The organism is Humiphilus diazotrophicus, from assembly GCF_059726315.1.
This window is the reverse complement of the sequence record NZ_AP040870.1, coordinates 4,370,499-4,391,873: the sequence shown is the minus strand read 5'-3', so window position 1 is coordinate 4,391,873 and position 21,375 is coordinate 4,370,499. Positions and strand designations below refer to the sequence as shown.

The window sequence follows — 21,375 nt, the reverse complement described above, 5'->3', positions numbered from 1 at the left end:
AGCGTGGGAGTTTGGCTTGGGCGGCCAAAGCCGCCGCTATTCTCATCGTTAGCGATGAATGAAATACATTACCCAACTTACAACCAGCACAGACACAACAAACATGCTGAAGCAGTAAGCTCCGTAGCGAACCATTGCCTTGGGCGTCGAACGCTGCGTGATGCCGAAGACCACCGAGGCGAAAAGGGCAAACAACAGCACTGCCGAAAAATGAGATGGCGCGAAGGTCATGATTTCCTACCGATACGAAGATTGTGGGCATCGACTGCCGCAATAAAATTCAACAATCCCGCCACAACAATAAACTTGGTGCCGTAGTCCGCGGTTGTTACTTGAACAGCACTCTGTCCGAGTCCGGCCATCCGGCTTATCAGGAATAGAAGTCCTGTTCCTAAGTCGCCGAGCAGCCCCAACAGATCGAGAACATCGTTGGCGGAGGCATACAGCTTGCCCTGCATCATGAGGCCCAGGACAAACATGGCGGAAATAGAAATGAAAAGGAGTCCGCCGCGTATCCAGCGCTTCTGTAGCAGATGCCCCGCTCCCGGAATCAACCAGCCAAGGATCAGAGCCCCATATACGAAGCCTGTCTTGCCTGCCTCACCACGCGCTACTGTCTCTGTCTTTGAAACCATTGTCCTCTTGACTATACCAGCTAGATTCGGACCAACTCCGTTTGAATGCGTCCCGTTACCCGAGCTCCCCCTGGAGTCGTCATCATGTCGATTTCGGTACGAACACCGAATTCGGGGAGGTAGATACCAGGTTCCACCGAAAAGCACGTATTCGGCAGGATCTGCCTGATGTCGTGGGTCTCCAGATTATCCAGATTCGCCCCGCTGCCGTGAATCTCGGTCGCGATGTTGTGTCCCAACCTATGTGTGAAATAGGGGCCAAAACCTGCCTTCTGAATAACAGCTCTGGCTACATCGTCGACCTGCCATCCCTGAATGGCCTCTCCCTTAAGAAAGGCATTCTCGACAAATCGAACGGCAGAGTCACGCGCCTGACGAACGGTATCAAAAACCAATTGCTCCTTTTCCGTCGGCTCACGGCCAATTACGCCAGTCCAGGTGATGTCGTAATAACAGCTGCCCGGGATGTTTCTCTGTGCCCAAATATCAACCAGCAGGAAATCGCCCTCTCGGATAGTACGAGATTTTTCAGCCGTCGGTTCATAGTGAGAATCGGAGCTATTCTCATTGATGGAGACATTGGGGCCGTTCTCCCAAATGAGCTCCGCTCGGCGCATTGCTTCCTGGAACCAGACCACCATGTCGTGTTCCGTTACAGGAGTCGCCTGCCCGGATGCAGGACGAAGACGCCGCCCCAACTCCTTGAACCCTTCGGCAAGGATCTCGTCCAGGGCTCGTTGGGCCTCATAGTGACTGGCAACCTGAGCTTCGGTCAGTACCGCTTCGAACTGGCTGACCAGATCTGCGGAACTCACAATCTCTTTGCCCAAGCCCTTCAAGAACTCGACAGTACCGGCATCGACCATCGAAACGTACATGATCTCGTTCCGTGGCGAATATTGCATGGCAATTAGCTGCGATTTATCCAACATCGCATCCAGCCCTTGCGCCAACTCCTGCCAGGAAGAATAGACGCCTTTCGTACCCGGAAGCGTGTCCAAACGCGACTGCTCAATCCGGTGAACCAGCTTGCGAGGCTCCCCAACTGCTGGAATCAGATAAAACCAGCGCCGGGTAACATGCATGGACTCATCCAGTCCTAATACCCGATAAGCAATGGGATCGCGATGATGGTGATCGTAGAAGAGCCATCCGTCCAGGCCCTGTTCACGGAGTGCAACTTGAATCGCTTCGATGGTCATAAGTAACGAGGTTGATTGTAGTTCAGCTAAGAAGCGGTCAGCAAAAAACCGATCAGCTAAAGTCCTGCCAGCTGATACAGCGGTCAGCTACATTTTTCTCACGAATACGGGAAATTTCTTAAATACGCCCGATAACAATCGGAATCTTCTTCAGCAACACGCCAACACATCTCTTTCAGGCCAAATCTACTTTCAAAAAGTATTCGCAAATAGAAAGGGTGCCTGGCGTAGATTAATTCCGCCAAACACCCTCTTTACTAGTGAGTTTTACTGACCGGTTCTTAGCTGCTTTTACGCCGTTACCCCAGTTTCCGTAAGCGCGCCGAGATCCGTTGCCACCTTTTCGGAAGTGAAGGCTTCGATGGTGTCGCCAACCTTAAGATCTCCATAGTTGGAAATACCGATACCGCACTCCATTCCGTTTGTAACTTCCTTGGCATCGTCCTTAAAGCGCTTGAGCGAACCCAGCTTGCCTTTGAAGACCGGAGCGCCATCGCGAATTATACGAACTTCCGAATCGCGACGAATGACGCCGTCGGTTACGCGGCAACCAGCGATAGTGCCAACCTTCGGAATTTTGAAGATGTTGAGCACTTCGGCCCGACCAGCATAGGTTTCCTTGATGGTCGGTTCGAGCAGTCCCAGCATGGCGCGATGAATCTCGTCCTGCAGCTCATAGATGATCGAGTGTAGACGAATTTCGACGTTTTCCTGGTCGGCAAGCTCTGACGCCTTCCGCTCAGGCCGCACGTTGAAACCGATGATGATGGCATTCGAAGCAGAAGCCAGAAGCACGTCGCTCTCGGTAATTGCACCAACACCGGTGCGGATAACCTTGATGCGCACCTTCTCGGTAGACATCTTCTGCAGCGAATCCGCCAGCACTTCGACCGAACCTGTCACGTCGCCCTTCAGGATCAGCGGCAGTTCCTTTACGCCAGCTTGGCGAATCTGCTCTGCCAGTCCTTCCAACGAAACGCGAGAAGACTTGGCAAGCTGAGCTTCGCGCTCCTTCATCTTGCGGTACTGCGCAATCCCCTTTGCCTTGTCTCTATCGGAAACGACCAGCACGGTATCACCCGCATCCGGCATACCTTCCAAACCGAGAACTTCGACAGGAGTTGAAGGTCCAGCATCTTCTACTTGACGGCCACGGTCGTCGAACATAGCGCGAACCTTACCGAAGGTGTTTCCGACGATGTAGCTATCGCCAGACTTCATCGTTCCGTTCTGCACCAAAATAGTGGCAACAGCACCGCGACCACGATCCAACTTGGCTTCGAGTACAGTACCAACCGCCTTACGTCCCGGCGTTGCCTTCAGGTTCTGCATATCGGCAACCAGGCAGATCATTTCCAAAAGGAGATCGAGGTTAATCCGCTTCTTCGCCGAAACTTCAACGAAGACGGTACTTCCACCCCAAGCTTCAGGAACCAGTCCACGGTCACCCAACTGCTGTTTCACACGATCAGGCTGTGCTTCAGGCTTATCGATTTTGTTTACGGCTACGAGGATCGGAACATTTGCGGCCTTCGCGTGATCGATAGCTTCCAGAGTCTGAGGCATTACGCCGTCATCGGCAGCAACTACGACCACAACCAAGTCGGTTACCTTCGCACCGCGAGCACGCATGCGAGTGAAGGCTTCATGACCAGGAGTATCGAGGAAGACGATCTCGCGACCATGCGCAGGAGAACCTTCCTTGGAGAAACGAACCTTATAAGCACCGATGTGCTGGGTAATACCACCAGCTTCGCCTGCGGCTACATCCGTCTCGCGAATTGCATCCAAGAGCGACGTCTTACCGTGATCGACGTGTCCCATGACCGTCACAACAGGCGGACGTGGTACTTCGAGCTCGTCGATATTGTCGCTTTCGAGAATCTCTTCGATAGCCTCGTTGGCAATCTCTTCTTCGTAGCTGATGACCTTCGCTTCTGCACCAAACTGCCTGGAGACATCCTTCAGCAGCTCTGTATCCAGCGACTGGTTCACGGTAACGAAGACACCGCGCATCAAGAGTGTCGAGATCAGATCCTTACCGCGTACTCCCAGCTTCTCAGCCAGATCCTTTACGCTGGTACCTTCGGTCACCGTAATTTCACGAGTGATCGGCAAGGGCTGCTGCGGTACCGAACCACCAAAACGTGGCGGTGGTACAAAGCCCTTCATCGGACCTTCTTTAGTCTTCTCGTACTGCTGACGTCCACGCCCCTTTGCGGCAGCTCCACGTTGAGCACGAGGAGCATCGGTCGGAGGCGGCACCATACCAGCAGCTCCCATACCTGGGCGCGGACCGCCGAAACCTGGGCGTCCACCAAAACCCGGACGTCCACCGGGACCACCTGGACGAGGACCACCTGGACCACCAGCATTCCGCGTAGGATGCATGGGGCGACGACCACCTGGATACTGTCCTCCACCCTGCCCGCCACCTTGAGAGCGCTGACCACCTGGACCACCCTGAGGACGTCGATCAAAGATCGGCTTGCCACGCTGAATACCACCAGCGGGAGTCGGAGGCGTAGGGGGAGCAATCGGTTGCGGAGGCGCCGTGTAGACGGGACGAGGCCCAGTCTGCGGCATAATGACGCGCCGAGCAGGAGCACCCGGCTTCGGGGCTCCAGGTCCGAGATGAGTTGGCACATGCGGCGCATGAGGCGCATGTGCCGAAGCTGACGGGGTGATCGGAGTATGTGCGGCTGCAGCAGGAGTTACACCATGCTTGGCGGCCGGACCAGCAGCTGGAGCCGCAGGTGCCGTCGAAGCGGTGGGAACAGCTGCAACTGGAGCCGGAGAAGCAGGAGTTGTGGCCACTGGAGTAGGCATTGTCGACTCGGGCTTAATAGTCTGCTGAGGCGTTTCCTGCACTGTAGGAACAGTTGACGCAGGAGCAGGAGCAACAGCTACCGCCGTCTCTGCCGGTTTTGCTGGCACTGCCGCCACTACAGGGGCCGGAGGAGTAGCTACTGACTTTTGCTGAGTCTGCTGAGCTACCGGAGCATGAGGCGCTGCAGGTGTTGCCGGAACGTGCTTACGTGCTTCTGTCGAAGCAGGAGTATGACCAGCCGTCACCGGAGGCTTAGCTGCCACAGGTCCAACCGGGGGACGACCAGCGAGCGCAGCCGGAGGCGGCGCAATAATGTTCGGACCCTGCCGGGGCTGCGGAACAATTCTTCTGGGCTCAGGCTTGGCGGCCACATGCTGCTGCGGGGCGTGATGTGTGGTCGGAGTAGCCGGTGCATGCGGAGCATGTGGTGCATGCTGCTTCGGAGCCGAGGCTGACGGCGCTGCCGTAACAACGGGGCGCGTCGGAGCAGGTTCAGGGCGCTGAGGAGGAACTACCTTAACAGCAGATGCAGCTTCTTTGCGTGCTTGTATGGCCTTCAAAACATCTCCAGGTTTAGATACCTGTGACCAATCGATCTTGGGCTTGGTATCTACCTCATTCTTGGCCGCTTGTGGTCCATTCCCCGCACGTTCGCCACGTTGGAAATGGGAGCGCACACGCTCAGCCTCATCGCCTTCCAGAGAGCTTGAGTGTGTTTTGCCACCCTCGATTCCAAGCGTTGCGAGCACGTCAAGGATCTGTCTACTCTTTACTTCTAGTTCGCGTGCTAAATCGTTGATTCGAACTTTACTCATCCGCCCCTTTTTGGCACCTGCCCAAAGCCTTTAGCTTGTCATAGCTACCTCACGGCAGTGCATGGAAATCCAATCTTTATTATCCCCTGAAATCGCGCGCTGTGCGCTCATCGTTCGAGCTACAATCGCCATTTCAACCACGAGTTTCTTCGTCTTCAGTTGAACCTTCGGTGGTAATTCCCGAATGTTCGTCTGCTAAATCCCGACCACGGCTGCGAGTTGGAAGCTCGCCAACGACGGAATCGCCTTCACCCTTTTCACCAGGGACTTCTGCTTCTTCCGCCAATTCTTCTTCCAAACCCTCTGCCTCAGCCACAACCTGATCACTAATAACCTGGCCACCGACACTTGAGTTCACAACACCCTCATCCCCGGAGTGTGGTCCCGCCTCGGTGATCTCCTGCAGCAGAGCGGACGAATTATCGTCATCGACAATTCCCGAACCATCTTTGGAAGCAGGAAGTTCGTCGGTCTGCGCCAGCCCGGTTACAGCCTCGTCCCGAGAAGCATTATCAGCAGAAGAAGCACGTGCTTCGCCCTCTTCATACTGACCAAAATAGTGCCGCACAGCTACGCTGATCTTCTCTAAAGTCTTTTCGCCGATGCCAGGGACTTCCTCCAGCTGTTCCGGCGTCATGTCGGCCAGTGCCTCTACGGTTGTCACACCTGCCGCCACTAACTTTTGGATGATGGTCTCGCCCAGTTCGGCTACACGTTCGATTGGTGTAGTCGGCCCACCGGACATGGCCTGCATCTGCTGTTCGACTTCCTGACGCTTCTCTTCTTCGCTCTTGATATCGATCTTCCAGCTCAGCAGTTTGGCAGCCAGACGAACATTCTGGCCCTTCTTGCCAATTGCCAGGGAAAGCTGCGTATCGTCAACAATTACTTCGAGTTGCTTCTCCGCCAAGTCGGTAATACTCACCCGGCTGACTTTGGCAGGCTGCAAAGCCTTCTCGGCAAAGGTCGTGATCTCTTCGCTGTACTCGATAATGTCAATCTTTTCACCACGAAGCTCGCGAATGATGGACTGTACCCGCATGCCCTTCATTCCAACGCAAGCCCCGACCGGATCGACATCCTTATCGCGGGACATGACAGCTATCTTGGTACGCTCACCCGCTTCACGAGCAATGGCACGAATAAGAACGGTGCCATCGTAGATCTCAGGAACTTCGCTCTGAAATAGATTCTGCACCAATTCTGGCGCTGCGCGCGAAACAATTACTTGAGGGCCCTTCGCGGCGCGATCTACACGCAATAAAACTACCCGGACACGCTCGCCAACAGCAAATTGTTCCAACCGCGACTGTTCGCGACGAGGCATTCTGGCTTCGGCCTTCCCCAGGTCAAAGATGATGTCTTGCGGTTCAATCCGCTTGACCGTCGCATTGATCACTTCGTTAATGCGATGGTTGTACTCATTGAAAACCGTATCCCGCTCGGCTTCCCGTACCTTCTGGAAGATCACCTGCTTAGCCATTTGTGCCGCAATACGGCCAAGCACATCCGTTGGTTTGTAATAACGGATCTCGCCCCCGACTTCAACCTCAGGGACCAGAGCACGAGCCTCATCTAGAGCAATTTGATTCAGCGGATCCTCGATTTGATCCGCAGCTTCGACAACGGTCTTGTAGATGTAAGCCCGGATTTCTCCCGTTTCCCGATCGAGCTCTGCACGCATGTTCTCTTGCGTCTTGTAGTACTTACGGGTAGCTAGTGCGATTGCGTCCTCGACGGCGGCGACAACAATCTCCGGCTCAATGCCTTTTTCGCGGCTCAGTGTCTCAATACTTTGATACAAAGGGCTTGCCATAAACTCGTCTCTCACGCGGCTGGATGCCGCCGTCATGTCTGATTGCTGCCATTCCGCAGCTTCGCACAGACATACTCCTAAACTCTCTTAGTTCAGATGCGATCTATTCCAGAGCTTCTACTGTCTAAACTTCCGGAATCAGTTGTGCTTTAGCAATATTGGCCAATTCAATGGTTACGGCTTGTACCTTGGCTTTTTTCGCCTTGCCCTTCTGCTTGGTCGCAGTTAAATCCAGCGTTACTGCCGTATCCCCAACAATTGAAAGCCTTCCCTGCCAGTACCGATTCCCGTCGATGGGTTCGACGGTTTCTACCTTGGCCAAACTACCACTGAAACGATGGAAATCATCTCTTTTGAACAGCTTGCGATCAAGCCCCGGAGAGGAGACTTCCAGGGTGTAAGCCGCTCCCGAAATTAGATCCTCGACGTCGAGAACCGTTCCAAAATCCCGGCTAAAGGCTTCGCAATCCTCGTGAGTAACCCCGGAAAGCTGGTCCATATTGATCTCGCCGCTGGAAAAGCGTTCGGGAAATTCCTCATTGCTCCCAGCCTGAATCTGAGCCTTCAGTTGCGCACGGCCTTCCTCGTTCTTTTCGATGAAAACCCGCAACACTCGGCCTTTGTTGCCGCCCATATACTCCAACTCGACAACTTCTAGTCCATGGGAGGCAGCTACGCGGTCGGCGGTGGTACGAATTTGTTCCAGATCTACAGCCATTCTGCCGTTCAGTTCTGCAGTTTTGATCGTGCGGCAACAAATTTTGCCGCAAAGAAAAAGTGGGCGTTAGCCCACTCATCTCTCCGCGTCAACGCATACATTGATCGCGGACAAACTCGTCTGCTCAATTAGAATACGGCGATTTCAAGTCAAATTCAATAGCGGAGGGCTGGGGAGGCAAAAGAGAGAAGTCTCAGCCTGTGGCACGCCATACCTGCGAGCACCTTCTCTTCTACCAATATGAATAGCCGGGAGATAAATGTCCCAAACCGCCAATCCATTCCTGGCAGAAACGGAATATTGACCCATGCGAGTCCCACACTGCTTGCCGAATCCTCTACAATTGCAAAAAGCCTGCCTCATTTGCTGAGTTTCAACCTGCAGCATCGGCTTTTCTTTATTTACTACCATGATTGTGAATCCCTTGCCGGAAGCTCTTACTTTTGATGACGTTTTGTTAGCGCCTGCCTACAGTGAAGTTGTTCCTACTCAGGTCAGTACGCAAACCCAGCTCACCCGCACAATTACTCTGAACACCCCTCTTTTGTCTGCTGCAATGGACACAGTTACCGAGTCGCGTTTAGCTATCGCGATGGCACAGCTGGGAGGTATCGGTATCATCCATCGCAATCTGACGATGGAGCAACAGGCCGGTGAAGTCGACAAGGTAAAGCGTTCGGAGAGTGGCATGATCGTCGACCCTGTCACGATCCACCCGGACCGCCCCATTGCCGACGCACTCGAAGTGATGCGCCGCTACAAGATCTCTGGAGTTCCGGTTACCAAAAACAAAAAGCTGGTTGGCATTTTGACCAACCGCGACTTGCGCTTCGAAACTCGTACCGATATCCCGATTGTCGACGTGATGACGAAGGAAAACCTTATCACCGTCCCAGTTGGAACCACCCTCGAAGACGCCGAAAAGATCCTTCATAAACACCGTGTAGAAAAGCTCCTGGTAGTCAACGACGCTTACGAGCTCAAAGGTCTTATCACGGTTAAAGATATCCAGAAGAAACTCAAGTACCCCAATGCCTGCAAAGATGAGCAGGGTCGCCTCCGTGTCGGGGGAGCCATTGGAGCTACAGGCGACTTCCTGGAGCGTGCCGAAGAGTTGGTTCGCAACCGTGTCGATGCATTGGCAATCGACTCAGCCCATGGACACTCCTCACGTGTTCTCGATGCCATACGCGCTGTAAAGAAGCGCTTCCCCGAGGTTTCACTTTTGGCCGGCAACGTCGCGACTTATGAAGGAGCGATGGCACTGATTGATGCTGGTGCAGATGCAATCAAGGTAGGAATCGGCCCTGGATCTATCTGCACAACCCGCATGGTTACCGGTGCAGGGATGCCGCAGATTACAGCGATCTCGGAAGCCTATCGTGCAGCCAGCCAACACAACGTCACCGTAATCGCCGATGGCGGAATCAAGTTCTCGGGAGACATCACCAAAGCAGTTGCAGCTGGAGCCGGAGCAGTGATGATCGGTTCGCTCTTTGCCGGTGTGGACGAGAGTCCGGGCGAAACCATTCTCTATCAAGGCCGTTCCTTTAAGGCCTACAGAGGCATGGGTTCTCTTTCCGCCATGGCACAAGGCTCAGGAGAGCGGTACTTCCAAGGTAAGGAAGACATGGACGTCGCCGATGTCAGCAGCGAAGGTGTCGTTAATCGGGAACGTAATGGACAGAACCGCCTGGCAAAATTCGTTCCGGAAGGAATCGAAGGCAGAGTTCCCTATCGTGGACCGCTCGAAGCAATGATCTATCAGCTCGTTGGAGGTTTGCGCTCCGGTATGGGCTACGTCGGTTGTGGTTCGATTCGCGAACTGCACGAGAAAGCTCGTTTTGTGCGTATCTCGAATGCAGGTCTTCGCGAAAGCCACGTTCACGACGTCATCATCACCCGGGAAGCACCTAACTATCATGTTGAGTAATCTCCGCGGCTGGCCCCGCCTGCTGTATATCTGGGCACCGGCCTTCCTCGGTGTCGGTATCATCGCGCTGGAGTCAACCGTTATGATGGGCGCCGCAGAGACCTCCGGGCCTCTGCGGAGGGTTTGGGAATTTCTCTTCGGATCTGTCTCGGATGGAAGGTGGGAGCTCGTCCACCACTACATCCGAAAGGCAGGCCACTTCACTGGATATGGCCTGGTCAGTGCTCTCTTCTTTCGTGCCTGGTATCTCTCGATGCCACTTCGCACAAAGGGCTCCAGACGTTTTCGCGCTTGTGTTTACGCGCTGATGACCACAGCTCTTCTGGCAAGCTCCGATGAATATCACCAGGGCCTGATTCCGGGTAGAACGAGCTCTCCTCATGACGTCATCATCGACATGAGCGGTGCATTAGCGACACAACTTGTCTTGTTGTTTTTCCTTATCTGGATATCCCGCATCAACAACCCCTCTAATTGGAAGGGCACACCGATGCTGACAGCACGACAGTAATAAGAGCAATAGCTTACAAAGTGCAAAAGTACAAAGAAAGGGCACAGCTGATGCTGTGCCCTTTCTTTATAAGTTGTATCGACTCCTTACAGCTCAGGATACTTACTGCGAAGCACAATAAATCGCATGGGGGTCTGCATGTCTCCAATGAACATAGTTACGGAGTAAGGCCCACCCGCCGCAATAGATCTCCGAAGCGTGGATCGGAACGCAGCGGATCCACGCAAGGATCAATCTTGAGATAAACGAGTCCCACATCATGAGCCGCATAAGACTCTTCGAGCCACTTGAAGGCTTCTTCTTTCTTCCCCATTCCGGCATAAACCAGGGCAATTTCGTATCGTCCCACACCACTCTTATTCACATGCTCTTGTAACTGTGAAATTGTCTTTTGAGCCGCATCGACTCGACCAGAACGAGCGTAGGCATTTCCTAAATGCCCTAGCGAATAAGGGCCATCGCCCGACTTAAGAAATTCGGTAATGGATTCTGCATACATCCCCTTCTCCGCATAGATATCGCCCAGCAGGAAACTCCAGTCAGGCGGATCTATTTTCAAATCCCGAACAGTCCGTGTCACAGCCAGTGCACGATCATACTGGCGCGCAAAATAGTAGATGAACCCTTCGGCGTGGAAGGTACTTCCCGAGACAGGATCAAGGCTGACGCCTCGCTCCATCTCGGCCATCGCTTCTTTTAATTGCCCCACTCTGACCAGATAAAAAGCATATTTCTTATGAATCGAAGCTGAACTTGGATCGAGCCCCAAAGCTCGATGAAACTCGGTCTGAGCGGTCTGCCAGTCCCAGTCGAGAGTCATTGCTGTATTTGCCAGCTCAGCATGTCCCTCAGACAAGGAGTCATCCAACTCGATAGCTTTGAGGGCTTCAGCCTTCTGCTTCATAAAGGCTTCGCGGTAAGGAATCCGTCCCGATTCCCCCAGGCGTCCATAACTGCTGGCTAAAGATGCATGGGTTGGAGCATAATTCGGATCCTTTGCCAAAGCTTTCAGGAAGAACCCAATGGCATCCGTGCAGTCATCCTTATTCAGATGAAGAATGCCCTGCAAATATAGGTCCTGAGCCTCGGGATCAATCTGATGCTTACGCGTAAGACGAGCCTGCTCCTGAGGAGTAATTTCGCTGCTTATCTCTTCCGCAATCGCCTTTGCGACCTCGCCCTGCCAGGTAAGGGAACTGGGTAGATCCCGGACATAGGTATGGGCCCAGATAGGACGGTCCGTTCTGGCATCGATCAGCTGAACGCTGATGCGTACCTGATTCCCTTCCCGGAGTACGCCTCCTTCAACGACCTTATCTACTGATAGTTCCCGCGCAATCTCCGGCAACCGCTTCTTCGTGCCCTTATAGCTCATTGAAGAAGTCATGGAAATCACCCGTAACGTAGAAACCTGCCCCAGATCGTTGATTAACTCTTCCGTCATTCCATCAGCAAAATAATCCTGAGAAGGGATTCCGGAGAGGTTCTCGAGAGGCAAAACTGCAACCGAATGAACTTCTCGGCGATCTGCCAGCCGACCGAACCATTTCCTATAACTCACCCCAGCGATAATGGCCAGCAGCACTACTGAAAGCAGAGCCAGTGCTAGAACATGCCACCGCCGAAACACCAGCCCCTTTGCCGGAGCCACTTGAATTGAGGCAGATTCTTCCTCCGTTGGAGTCGAGACCGGCGGCACTTCTTGGACGTCAGGATCAGCAGCCGGAAGACTTGAAGAAGATTCCGGCAGAGGAGACTCAACCTCCTGTACGGCGAAATGGAACTTTGGAACGTAAGATCCGCTTGGAAGCTCGATACGAATAGCAGACTTTTCTTTTGCGTCGCTATAGAACTGGGCTAACTTCTTTCGAGCCTCGCTTGCCCTCACGCGAACGACGGAATCACTGCCGGTGTCGTAATCGACAGGACGCCCGAAGAGTTCGGCGCCAATCATTCGCTCTCTCAGACTATCGATTTCTCCATCAAGAGCATGGCGAACAACTAACTGGAGGAAATCCCTGGTTCGCTTACTTCCCGCAAAGGCATGACTCGCCAGGACATCTTCAAGATGCCGGCGTATCAGCGCGATCTGTTCCGGACTGAACATCTCCGGTTCACAAACCTCAGGTGGACTCGCAATAGACATTCGCGTCCGAAAATCCTCTAAAGCCGGGAATTATCTGGCGTTGGCTCGAAGTGGGATTTTACCTCTCCGAGATATCCGCTGAAAACACAGGAGTTATCCCTGCCTTTTCTAAAAATTTGTCTATTCCGAAGAGCTTTTTTATCAACAACATAGCCGCAGCTTGATCTGAAAACATTTTCTACAGAGGCCTCATATTCTTTCCAGGTTGACCAGAAGACAGAGGGTTCTCTCTAAAGTGGAATACCTGCTCAAAGCACCTCATAACGGGCCCCTTAACGGGCATAGGCACTATTGCTAATGAATATATAAATCACATAATGACAACTAATTACAGGATTTAACGTCCATAAAAACCGTAAATAGCGTTGTAGCTCTCGAGTTTTGCTGATGGAATCCCCACGACTTGCAGTTAAGCCAGATTTTGTTTTATAGCAAACGATTTCTTACATAACAGGCTAAGGACAAAGGACTCTGCTGCCAATCCAGACTTCACCCGATCAATAACGAAGGCTCTGCCAGGCAACGAGACTGAGTACCCCCAAGGTCAAAAGTTGGAAGGTCGCTAAATGATGAAAACTAGAAAACAGCTAGGCAGTAAGGCGCAACATTTACTGTTGTGCCTACTTTTCTTTATTGGGATGCCAGTGCTACTTATGCAGCAGATTTCTGCGCAGGTCAGCCAGGGCGCAATTTCAGGAACCGTACAGGACGCCACGGGAGCCGTCATTCCCAATACACAGTTAATGATCACCAATACGGAAACTGGTGTGAACTACAAGGCAGTCTCCAATAGTGCTGGAGGCTTTCATTTCCCGAACCTGAATATCGGTAGCTACAAGCTGGTCGCCTCTTTAGAGGGATTCAAGACCGCCGAAATTCAGCACGTCACGGTTCTGGTTGGAACCACAACCACAATTCCTGTGACCCTCGAGCTGGGAAACGTATCGGAAACCATCACGGTCCAGGCTGACAGTCTTGCTATAAACACTGAATCTTCTGAAATTGCGGGAGTCATCACCCCTAAGCAGGCTCTGGATCTTCCCCTTAATCTCAATGGCAGCGTCGTAAGTGGAATGCGTTCTCCTGAAGCCTTCGTATTCTTGCTTCCTGGTACTGCGGGACCCGGAACGGCCAACGGACAAGGCGGCACCTGGGAATCGAAGATCAACGGCGGACAGAATTACTCAACCGAAGTTCTTCTGGACGGAGTCAGCATGTACCGTTCTGAGAATGGATCTTCGTTTGACGAAACGGCACCCTCTGTTGAAGCTATCTCGGAATTTAAAGTGAGCGTCTCTTCGGTTCCTGCGGAATCGGGCCGTACTACTGGTGGTATCGAGAGCTTCAACACAAAAGGCGGATCTAATCTTTATCACGGCACCGTATACGAGTTGTTCAAGAACCGCGTTCTGAACGCAAATAACTGGGGACGCAATCTCTATCGTTCTCGCGCTACCACTGCAGCGGGCAAAAAGCAGTGGGGGCGGGAGCCAGACGAGAAAAACGATTATGGCTTAAATCTTGGAGGACCAATCCGTCTTCCCAAGATTTACGACGGACACGACAAGTCTTTCTTCTTCTTTTCCTGGGAACAATATCGCAAGAATACAGGCGTAACGAGCAATCAGACGGTTCCTACTGCTGCGGAGCGAACCGGTGATTTCAGCGCCCGTTTGACATCCACAGTGAAAGAAGCAAGTAATCCCTGTGACGGAACTCCCGTTTACGCTGGACAGATTTTCGATCCACGCACGACAAAGACTCTGTCTAACGGAACCATTTGCCGTACGGCATTTCCTGGAAACAAAATCAATCTTTCATCGTTTGCCATCGATAGCGCTACCCAGAAAATCATCAACAACATTGCGGCATACTATCCGGCGCCAACAAATTCGTCCCTTACAAATAACTTCGTTACAACACTCAGCTACCCCACGCTCGATACGACCTACACTTTCCGCATCGATCACAACATCAGCGAAAAGCAGCGCTTCTTCTTTACCTACAGTTCACGCGATAACGAGCGGAAATCCGTCGATCCCTGGCTTCCGAATGCAGCCGGAGAGGGACGAGACCAGAGCTTCATCACACACTACATTCGCTTCGGTCACGATTACACTTTGACCCCGAATCTCTTGAATCACCTCACCTTGGGCTATAACCGGACCAACAGCGGAAATTACGACACAGGCGTGACTTCCGGCAAAAACTGGAACTCTCTCCTGGGTATCAATGGTGCTACTGGAAAGAACTTCCCGTATTTCTATATTGCGGGATATGCAGGATTGGGAGGAACCGTCGACGGAGATGCAATTGATAACGGTTATCGCGTCAACGATACAGTAACTTGGATCAAGGGACGCCACACCGTTAAATTTGGCGTGGATTATCGGTACCAGGTCTTCACACCGATTACTCACAGCCAAGAGTCGGGTCGAATCGACTTCAATTTGCTTACAACTGCTGCCGACGTCAACACAAATGGAGTGACCGGCAATGGCTTTGCCAGTTTGCTCTTGGGTACGCCCGGTTATGCGGCTTTGAGCTCGTATGCCAGCCAACCGAAGTGGCTCTCCTCATACTATGCGATCTTCCTACAGGACTCGTTTAAAGTCCGTCCATCCCTGACGTTGAATTATGGTCTGCGTTGGGATGTGGATATTCCGCGTCGAGAGGCACATGACAATACCTCTAACTTAAGCCTTACAACACCAAACCCCAGTGCTGACGGACTTCCTGGGGCACTCGTATTCGCAGGAAAGGGTACTGGAAGAACAGGAAAGACCAATGAACGCTGGGCCGACACCTGGTCTAAGGACTTTGGGCCACGCGTAGGTTTTGTCTGGTCTCCTTCCTCCAAAAACAATACCTTCTCTCTTGCCGGCGAGTATGGCATCTTGTATTCGGCTCTGCAGTATGCCGACTACGGAGGCGCGATGCGCCAGGGCTTCGAAACCGATCCCACCTGGGTTAGTTCGAACGGCTTGGATCCGGTCCTCACGCTCGCCTCTGGATTCCCCAATTACACCAAGCCTCCAGTACTGAATGCCTCTCTATCCAACTTCGGAGGATATCCTGCCAATGCCTTTATTGGGGGTGCGCATGGCCGTCCGGCAATGGTACAGAACTATAGCCTGGAACTTCAGCAGCAGATTGTGCCTGACCTTATCTTCAGCATGGCCTACGTTGGGTCTCGCGGCCGTCATCTCCGTTCTACGTTCGATGCTACAAACTCCATCAGTCTGGATAAGTTCGGACTGGGTAGCCTGCTGAACAAGACTGTTGATTCTACAGACGCCAAAGCTGCAAATATCAAAGTCCCGTTCAGCTCCTTCCCGACTGGATATACGGTTGGTCAGGCGCTTCGTCCTTATCCTCAGTTCTATGCACTTAACAGTGACTGCTGTCTGGAGAATCGTGGCAGCTCTGACTACAACTCCATGCAGCTCTCATTGCAACGTCGTTCTCGCAATGGAATGACCTTGCAGGCCTCTTACACCTGGTCAAAGACGATGACAAATGCAGATTCTGCTGTCCCCTATTTCTCAGCTTCCAACGGCGGCGGCCAGATTCAGAATGTCTTCAATACCCGTGCAGAGCGTTTTATCAGCAATCAGGACCTGACGAATAACTTCGTCGTGGGGTATACCTACGAACTACCTTTCGGGAAGAACAAGCACTTCCTCAGCAAGGGTGGCCTTACAGATGTCTTCGTTGGAGGATGGCAGATCGGTGGCGTCCAGCGTTATATGTCTGGTCAACCGATTTCTTTCTACGCAGCCACGGGGGTTCCAGGATACGACGGAGCAATTCGTTATCAGCGCGTTCCCGGCCAGCAATTGCTTAGCAAGTGGGCACGAGATGGGAAATTTAACCCGGCTCTACAGCCAGCAACCTGGGGTGGAACAGATGTCTATGATGCCACGACGAACCCTGAACCTTACCGCTACTTTAACTATGCAGCTCTAGTCGATCCCAATACGACCGATGCGGTTGCAAAACGTGGCTCCTATAGCTTCGGGAATATGGCGCGGACGACTGACGAGATTCGTACGAACCGCTATCTCTCTGAAGATCTCAGCATAATTAAAAGAACTCATATTACAGAGAAGATCTCGTTCCGTTTTGAAGTTGATCTAATCGACATCTTCAATCGGCATATCTTCAACCGTGCAAACTCTGGTGGTCCTAATGATCTGAATAGCTTTGGCTATCTTGATCCAACTGCGACCATCGTCGGACCACGTCAAGGTCAGGTCTTAGCGAAATTCGAGTTCTAACAATGGTTCACTCGGGGCGTACAGCTAAGAGCTGTGCGCCCGTTTTCATCATCTCTTCAATACACCCAGTTGAAACCCTAGCCTAGCCTCAGCCTCAACAGTAAAACCGACGAAGTATCGCCCGGCTATCGAATTGATACCTTGACGCGATCCCGCCTTAGCAACGATTCGTATCATTCGTGAGCAAAGAGAGAGTACCGGAAGCTTCTCTCTAGACCTCAAGCGAGCTAGGCTCACGAAGAGAAAACAATACAGTTGAAGCAAAAAAGGAAGGGCGCACGCTCCTTAGAAGGAGTGTGCGCCCGAGAATGCTATTTGAAGTCTAGATGACTTAGGCTTGCTGTTCGCCGCCTTCAGGAGCCTCGGCCTGCTGCTCGGCAAGAGCCTTCTGCATCTCCTCACGCTTCTTGGCGCGAGCGTCTGCACGCTTCTGACGCTTCTCATCGAGAATCGCCTCTGCTCCGAGCAGTTCGATGAAGGCCTTCTCGCCACCATCGCCCTTGCGGAAGCCGGTGCGAACGATGCGGAGATAGCCACCATTGCGCTCTCCATAACGAGGAGCAACGGTATCAAACAAACGGGTCACAGCCTCACGCGTCTGCAAATACGACAAAGCCTGACGCCGCGAATGCAGATCGCCCTTTTTGCCTAGCGTGATGAGCTTTTCTACGTGTGGACGAGCCGCCTTCGCTTTGACGACGGTCGTTTCCACCCGGTCTTCAAGAAGAATGGACGTAACCAGATTGCGCAGAAGCGCACGGCGATGGCTGGTATTGCGTCCTAATTTATATCCTGCATTCCGATGGCGCATGTTGCATCTCTCTTTACTGGTAACCGCAATCCCTGCGGTTGCATACTCTAGCTTTTCTTGTCGCTGCAGCAACCCTTAACGAACAGGGTTGCTGCAGAATCTCTTAAGTCGTTCCTGAAAGAACTAGAAGTTCTCCGTCTCGCCGGGGAGCGGTGCATCCAGAGGCTCAAGGCTGTCGTCCTCATCCTCGTCGAAGCGGCTGTAGTTGGCGGCCAAAGTGGCAGCCGGCAGCACGCTGGTCGGGCCGGGGACGGCATTCCCGTTCTCGTCGATGCGCATACCGAGCGATAATCCCATCTGAGCGAGAATTTCCTTGATCTCGTTCAGGCTCTTGCGACCGAAGTTCTTCGTCTTCAGCATCTCGGCTTCGGTCTTTTGGACCAGCTCGCCGATCGTCTGAATATTTGCGTTCTTCAAGCAGTTGTAGCTGCGAACAGACAGCTCCAGCTCCTCAACCGAACGGTTCAAATTCTCATTCCGCAGCTGCATGCGGTTTTCATCCACCGCACCTTCGGTCTCGATCTCTTCCTCAAAGTTGATGAAGATACTCATGTGATCTTTCAGCAACTTTGCTGCGAGTCCGATTGCATCCGCCGGCAGAACTGCACCGTTGGTCCAAACTTCCAGGCTCAACTTGTCATAGTCGGTGATCTGACCAAGACGAGCAGCCTCTACTGTGTAGTTCACCTTCCGGACAGGAGAGTGAACCGAGTCGACAGGGATAAAACCAATTCCGAGATCGGAGTCGAAGTTCTTGTCGGCAGAGATGTAACCACGGCCGCGCTTTAAGCGCATTTCCATGTCCAACTTGCCGCCTTCGCTCACGGTTGCGATATAGACGTCTTTATCGAGAATCTCAACGTCGCCGTCAGCTTCAATCATTCCTGACGTAATTACACCCGGCTGCTCTGCGTGCAGATAAAGAGCCTTTGGACCCTCACCATTCAATTTGAATGGAATCTGCTTCAAGTTCAGAATGATGTCGGTTGCGTCCTCGACCACTCCAGTGATCGATTGGAACTCGTGCAACACACCCTCAATCTTTACAGCGGTTACGGCTGCACCCTCAATGGAGGACAGCAGTGTACGCCGCAGGGCGTTGCCAATTGTCGTACCAAAACCACGCTCAAAAGGTTGGGCACTGAATTTGCCGTACTTATCAGTCAGTGTCTCGGTCTCGACTGCCAAACGTTTCGGTTTTTGAAATCCTCTCCAAAGCATACGTATCGCTCTCTCTGTGCAGCTAGCGCCGCGAAGCATTCTGCAACGGCTGCACGCGTTTCTCCCTTATGTATTTTGTTCCCTACGCAATGCGTAGTACTGCTTTCATCTTCAAGCCTCCACATCAAACCAACAAGGCTAGATGTGGAGACCGAAGGTCTTTCTTAACTTCTCTGGCTGCCCGCTTTTTAGCTAACCGGACTTTAGCCGCCCGGCTCTTGGCTATCAGCTTTTTAGCTACCAGCTTACTTGCTGTAAAGTTCGACGATCAGCTGCTCGTTGACCGGCAGGTTGATGTCCTCGCGCTTCGGCAAGGCCAGAACCTTTCCGGAAAGATTGTTGTGATCGACAGACAGCCAAGTGGGTGCCGGTTGACCGCTGGCAAAGTCGCGAGAGGTCTCGAGAATAATCAACTTCTTCGAACCCTCACGAATGCGGATCTCGTCTCCGACATGAACCTGATAGGAAGGGATGTTCACCTTGCGGCCATTCACTTCAACGTGTCCGTGACGAACTACCTGGCGGGCCTGACGACGCGACATGGCAAAGCCAAGGCGATAGGCCACATTGTCCAGACGGCGCTCCAATTGCTGCAACAGCAACTCACCGGTAACGCCGGTAGCGCGGCTGGCTTTCTCGTAGTACTCACGGAACTGCCCTTCCAGGGCAAAGTAGATACGTTTTGCCTTCTGCTTTTCACGAAGCTGCAGACCGTAACCAACGATCTTTGCCTTGCGATCACGGCCGTGCTGGCCGGGGGCAAAATTGCGCTTTTCGATGGGGCACTTGTCGGTAAAACACTTAGCGCCCTTCAGAAAAAGCTTGGTGCCTTCGCGACGGCAAAGGCGGCAGACTGCTCCTGTATAACGTGCCACTTATTTCTCCTTGAACTACGGAGGACGACCGGTTTACGGGGGGCTCCCCTTCGTCCCAGTCCCTCAAAGTTCAGCTTTCAGCTATCCGCAACTACTACTTGCTTCTAGCTATTCATTAACTCTTGAGCATAGCTGACTTCGATCAGCAGATGCTGCAATAGCCGCTAACCCAAAGGGCTAGCGGCTAAAGACTATAGTTACACTCTGCGACGCTTCGGCGGACGGCAGCCGTTGTGCGGAATCGGGGTAACGTCACGGATTGAGCGGACTTCAAGACCAGCCGCTGCCAATGCACGGACGGCCGACTCACGACCGGAACCGGGACCGCTGACGCGAACATCTACCGAGCGCAGACCATGATCACGTGCCATATTGGCCGCATTCACTGCTGCCTGCTGAGCGGCAAATGGAGTACCCTTACGCGACCCGCGGAAGCCGAGCGAACCCGAACTCTTCCAGGAGAGCGTATTGCCCTGCCCATCCGTAATGGTCACGATAGTATTGTTGAACGAAGCCTGAATGTGCACCAAACCGTAAGGCACATTCTTGCGTTCGCGCTTCTTGAACTTTTTGTTCTTGGCGGCCTTTCCGGCAGCGCCGCTCTGCTGTGGTTTTGCCATTAGGTCTTAGACGTCGCTTTCTTTTTGTTCGCTACCGTACCCTTACGGGGTCCCTTACGGGTGCGGGCATTGGTGTGGGTGCGCTGTCCCCGAACCGGGAGGCTGCGCCTGTGACGTGTGCCGCGATAGCTCTGAATGTCGATGAGGCGCTTGATGTGCATCGAGACGTCTTTACGTAGATCGCCTTCGACGGATCCCTCTTCCTCAATGACCTGACGAATGCGGTTTACCTCGTCTTCGCCAAGATCCTGGATCTTCTTTAAAGGGTCAACAGACGCCTTCTCCAGGATGCGTAGCGCACGGGGATTGCCGATTCCGAATATGTATGTAAGCGCGATCCGGGCCTGCTTGTTGCGGGGCAGATCGACGCCAGCAATACGTGCCATGCTTATCCTTAGCTTATTGCCCGCAGAACTTGCGTTCTGTGGCGGTTATACAACTCCAGCTTCACCGGAGCTGCCGTTTGGAATGGAATCAGGGTTCATCGCAAGCCTTTCCCGGCTAACTCGCCCTGCCTGAACCTCTCGGTTCAAGAACTCCACTCACTTTAGGAACATTCAAAGCAATATGCTCTGAATACCGGAACGCCGGGACTTAACCCTGGCGCTGCTTGTGCTTGGCGTTCTCACAGATCACCCGCACTACTCCGCGGCGGTGAATCACCTTGCACTTATCGCAAATCTTCTTAACTGATGCCCGAACCTTCATTTTCCTTCTTCCTGCTTCCCAGCTGGCGGCTTATTTATAACGGTAAACAATCCGCCCGCGCTTTAGATCGTACGGGCTTAACTCGACTGCTACCCTGTCCCCAGGGAGAATACGGATAAAATTTTTCCGCATTCGGCCCGAGACATGCGCCAGCACTTCGTGCCCGTTCTCGAGCTTTACCCTGAACATCGCATTCGGCAAGGTCTCAGAGACCGTTGCCATTACCTCAATTGCGTCTTCCTTCGACAATCAGT

The 21,375-nt window shown here is 52.8% G+C and carries 17 protein-coding genes; 3 read left to right on the top strand and 14 right to left on the bottom strand.

Going from position 1 to position 21,375, the window contains the following annotated elements; translation table 11 throughout:
* Positions 1–48 precede the first annotated feature (48 nt).
* From AC6I7T_RS18645 to rimP, 6 genes are all read right to left on the bottom strand, one after another.
* Positions 49–231 (bottom strand): hypothetical protein, encoded by a 183-nt coding sequence (locus AC6I7T_RS18645; RefSeq protein WP_497788967.1) that lies wholly within the window; start codon positions 229–231, stop codon positions 49–51.
* Positions 228–635 carry a DUF6677 family protein gene (locus tag AC6I7T_RS18640; RefSeq protein WP_497788966.1) on the bottom strand — a complete coding sequence of 136 codons (408 nt, stop codon included), beginning with the start codon at positions 633–635 and terminating at the stop codon, positions 228–230. The genes AC6I7T_RS18645 and AC6I7T_RS18640 overlap by 4 nt, the downstream gene beginning before the upstream one ends.
* A gap of 20 nt (positions 636–655) precedes the next feature.
* Positions 656–1,837 carry a M24 family metallopeptidase gene (locus AC6I7T_RS18635; protein ID WP_497788965.1) on the bottom strand — a complete coding sequence of 394 codons (1,182 nt, stop codon included), beginning with the start codon at positions 1,835–1,837 and terminating at the stop codon, positions 656–658.
* A gap of 291 nt (positions 1,838–2,128) precedes the next feature.
* Complete coding sequence (gene infB / locus AC6I7T_RS18630; protein WP_497788963.1) at positions 2,129–5,482, bottom strand: translation initiation factor IF-2; 3,354 nt, start codon at positions 5,480–5,482, stop codon at positions 2,129–2,131.
* Between the two features lie 133 nt (positions 5,483–5,615).
* Entirely contained in the window at positions 5,616–7,298 is a 1,683-nt protein-coding gene (gene nusA, locus AC6I7T_RS18625; protein WP_497788962.1) for a transcription termination factor NusA, read from the bottom strand.
* Between the two features lie 124 nt (positions 7,299–7,422).
* On the bottom strand, positions 7,423–8,016 hold the full coding sequence (gene rimP, locus AC6I7T_RS18620; RefSeq protein ID WP_497788961.1) for a ribosome maturation factor RimP: 594 nt from the start codon (positions 8,014–8,016) through the stop codon (positions 7,423–7,425).
* 409 nt (positions 8,017–8,425) lie between these two features.
* Here rimP and guaB point away from each other — a divergent pair, with 409 nt between their 5' ends.
* Positions 8,426–9,949 carry an IMP dehydrogenase gene (gene guaB, locus AC6I7T_RS18615; RefSeq protein ID WP_497788960.1) on the top strand — a complete coding sequence of 508 codons (1,524 nt, stop codon included), beginning with the start codon at positions 8,426–8,428 and terminating at the stop codon, positions 9,947–9,949.
* Positions 9,939–10,460: a VanZ family protein gene (locus tag AC6I7T_RS18610; protein ID WP_497788959.1), complete on the top strand. Its 522-nt coding sequence runs from the start codon at positions 9,939–9,941 to the stop codon at positions 10,458–10,460. Before guaB ends, AC6I7T_RS18610 begins: the two co-directional genes overlap by 11 nt.
* A gap of 157 nt (positions 10,461–10,617) precedes the next feature.
* Here AC6I7T_RS18610 and AC6I7T_RS18605 read toward each other — a convergent pair whose 3' ends face one another.
* A complete protein-coding gene (locus AC6I7T_RS18605; protein WP_497788957.1) occupies positions 10,618–12,606 on the bottom strand; it encodes a tetratricopeptide repeat protein in 1,989 nt (662 codons plus the stop codon).
* 566 nt (positions 12,607–13,172) lie between these two features.
* Between AC6I7T_RS18605 and AC6I7T_RS18600 the strand changes: the two genes are divergently transcribed.
* Positions 13,173–16,886 (top strand): TonB-dependent receptor, encoded by a 3,714-nt coding sequence (locus AC6I7T_RS18600; protein WP_497788956.1) that lies wholly within the window; start codon positions 13,173–13,175, stop codon positions 16,884–16,886.
* A 331-nt stretch (positions 16,887–17,217) separates the two neighbouring features.
* On the opposite strand, the gene rplQ is transcribed toward AC6I7T_RS18600, so the two are convergent.
* The 7 genes from rplQ to infA all read right to left on the bottom strand — a co-directional run bounded on the left by rplQ (position 17,218) and on the right by infA (position 21,370).
* Positions 17,218–17,697 carry a 50S ribosomal protein L17 gene (gene rplQ / locus AC6I7T_RS18595; RefSeq protein WP_497788955.1) on the bottom strand — a complete coding sequence of 160 codons (480 nt, stop codon included), beginning with the start codon at positions 17,695–17,697 and terminating at the stop codon, positions 17,218–17,220.
* Positions 17,698–17,820: 123 nt separating this feature from the next.
* Positions 17,821–18,918, bottom strand: coding sequence for a DNA-directed RNA polymerase subunit alpha (locus AC6I7T_RS18590; RefSeq protein WP_497788953.1), 1,098 nt, complete (start codon positions 18,916–18,918; stop codon positions 17,821–17,823).
* A 245-nt stretch (positions 18,919–19,163) separates the two neighbouring features.
* Complete coding sequence (rpsD, locus tag AC6I7T_RS18585) at positions 19,164–19,793, bottom strand: 30S ribosomal protein S4 (RefSeq protein ID WP_497788952.1); 630 nt, start codon at positions 19,791–19,793, stop codon at positions 19,164–19,166.
* Between the two features lie 197 nt (positions 19,794–19,990).
* Positions 19,991–20,413 (bottom strand): 30S ribosomal protein S11, encoded by a 423-nt coding sequence (rpsK, locus tag AC6I7T_RS18580; protein WP_497788950.1) that lies wholly within the window; start codon positions 20,411–20,413, stop codon positions 19,991–19,993.
* Positions 20,413–20,799 (bottom strand): 30S ribosomal protein S13, encoded by a 387-nt coding sequence (gene rpsM, locus AC6I7T_RS18575; RefSeq protein ID WP_497788948.1) that lies wholly within the window; start codon positions 20,797–20,799, stop codon positions 20,413–20,415. Before rpsM ends, rpsK begins: the two co-directional genes overlap by 1 nt.
* A gap of 208 nt (positions 20,800–21,007) precedes the next feature.
* Complete coding sequence (rpmJ, locus tag AC6I7T_RS18570; RefSeq protein ID WP_013581269.1) at positions 21,008–21,121, bottom strand: 50S ribosomal protein L36; 114 nt, start codon at positions 21,119–21,121, stop codon at positions 21,008–21,010.
* A gap of 30 nt (positions 21,122–21,151) precedes the next feature.
* On the bottom strand, positions 21,152–21,370 hold the full coding sequence (gene infA / locus AC6I7T_RS18565; RefSeq protein WP_497788946.1) for a translation initiation factor IF-1: 219 nt from the start codon (positions 21,368–21,370) through the stop codon (positions 21,152–21,154).
* Positions 21,371–21,375 lie beyond the last annotated feature (5 nt).

Excerpts from the sequence above, each read along its gene's own strand:
- rimP (WP_497788961.1), bottom strand. The coding sequence starts at position 8,016 with ATGGCTGTAGATCTGGAACAAATTCGTACCACCGCCGACCGCGTAGCT.
- infB (WP_497788963.1), bottom strand. The coding sequence starts at position 5,482 with ATGAGTAAAGTTCGAATCAACGATTTAGCACGCGAACTAGAAGTAAAG.
- rplQ (WP_497788955.1), bottom strand. The coding sequence starts at position 17,697 with ATGCGCCATCGGAATGCAGGATATAAATTAGGACGCAATACCAGCCAT.
- guaB (WP_497788960.1), top strand. The coding sequence starts at position 8,426 with ATGATTGTGAATCCCTTGCCGGAAGCTCTTACTTTTGATGACGTTTTG.
- AC6I7T_RS18605 (WP_497788957.1), bottom strand. The coding sequence starts at position 12,606 with ATGTCTATTGCGAGTCCACCTGAGGTTTGTGAACCGGAGATGTTCAGT.
- AC6I7T_RS18645 (WP_497788967.1), bottom strand. The coding sequence starts at position 231 with ATGACCTTCGCGCCATCTCATTTTTCGGCAGTGCTGTTGTTTGCCCTT.
- rpsK (WP_497788950.1), bottom strand. The coding sequence starts at position 20,413 with ATGGCAAAACCACAGCAGAGCGGCGCTGCCGGAAAGGCCGCCAAGAAC.
- nusA (WP_497788962.1), bottom strand. The coding sequence starts at position 7,298 with ATGGCAAGCCCTTTGTATCAAAGTATTGAGACACTGAGCCGCGAAAAA.
- rpmJ (WP_013581269.1), bottom strand. The coding sequence starts at position 21,121 with ATGAAGGTTCGGGCATCAGTTAAGAAGATTTGCGATAAGTGCAAGGTG.
- AC6I7T_RS18600 (WP_497788956.1), top strand. The coding sequence starts at position 13,173 with ATGATGAAAACTAGAAAACAGCTAGGCAGTAAGGCGCAACATTTACTG.
- rpsM (WP_497788948.1), bottom strand. The coding sequence starts at position 20,799 with ATGGCACGTATTGCTGGCGTCGATCTGCCCCGCAACAAGCAGGCCCGG.
- AC6I7T_RS18635 (WP_497788965.1), bottom strand. The coding sequence starts at position 1,837 with ATGACCATCGAAGCGATTCAAGTTGCACTCCGTGAACAGGGCCTGGAC.
- AC6I7T_RS18640 (WP_497788966.1), bottom strand. The coding sequence starts at position 635 with ATGGTTTCAAAGACAGAGACAGTAGCGCGTGGTGAGGCAGGCAAGACA.
- AC6I7T_RS18590 (WP_497788953.1), bottom strand. The coding sequence starts at position 18,918 with ATGCTTTGGAGAGGATTTCAAAAACCGAAACGTTTGGCAGTCGAGACC.
- AC6I7T_RS18610 (WP_497788959.1), top strand. The coding sequence starts at position 9,939 with ATGTTGAGTAATCTCCGCGGCTGGCCCCGCCTGCTGTATATCTGGGCA.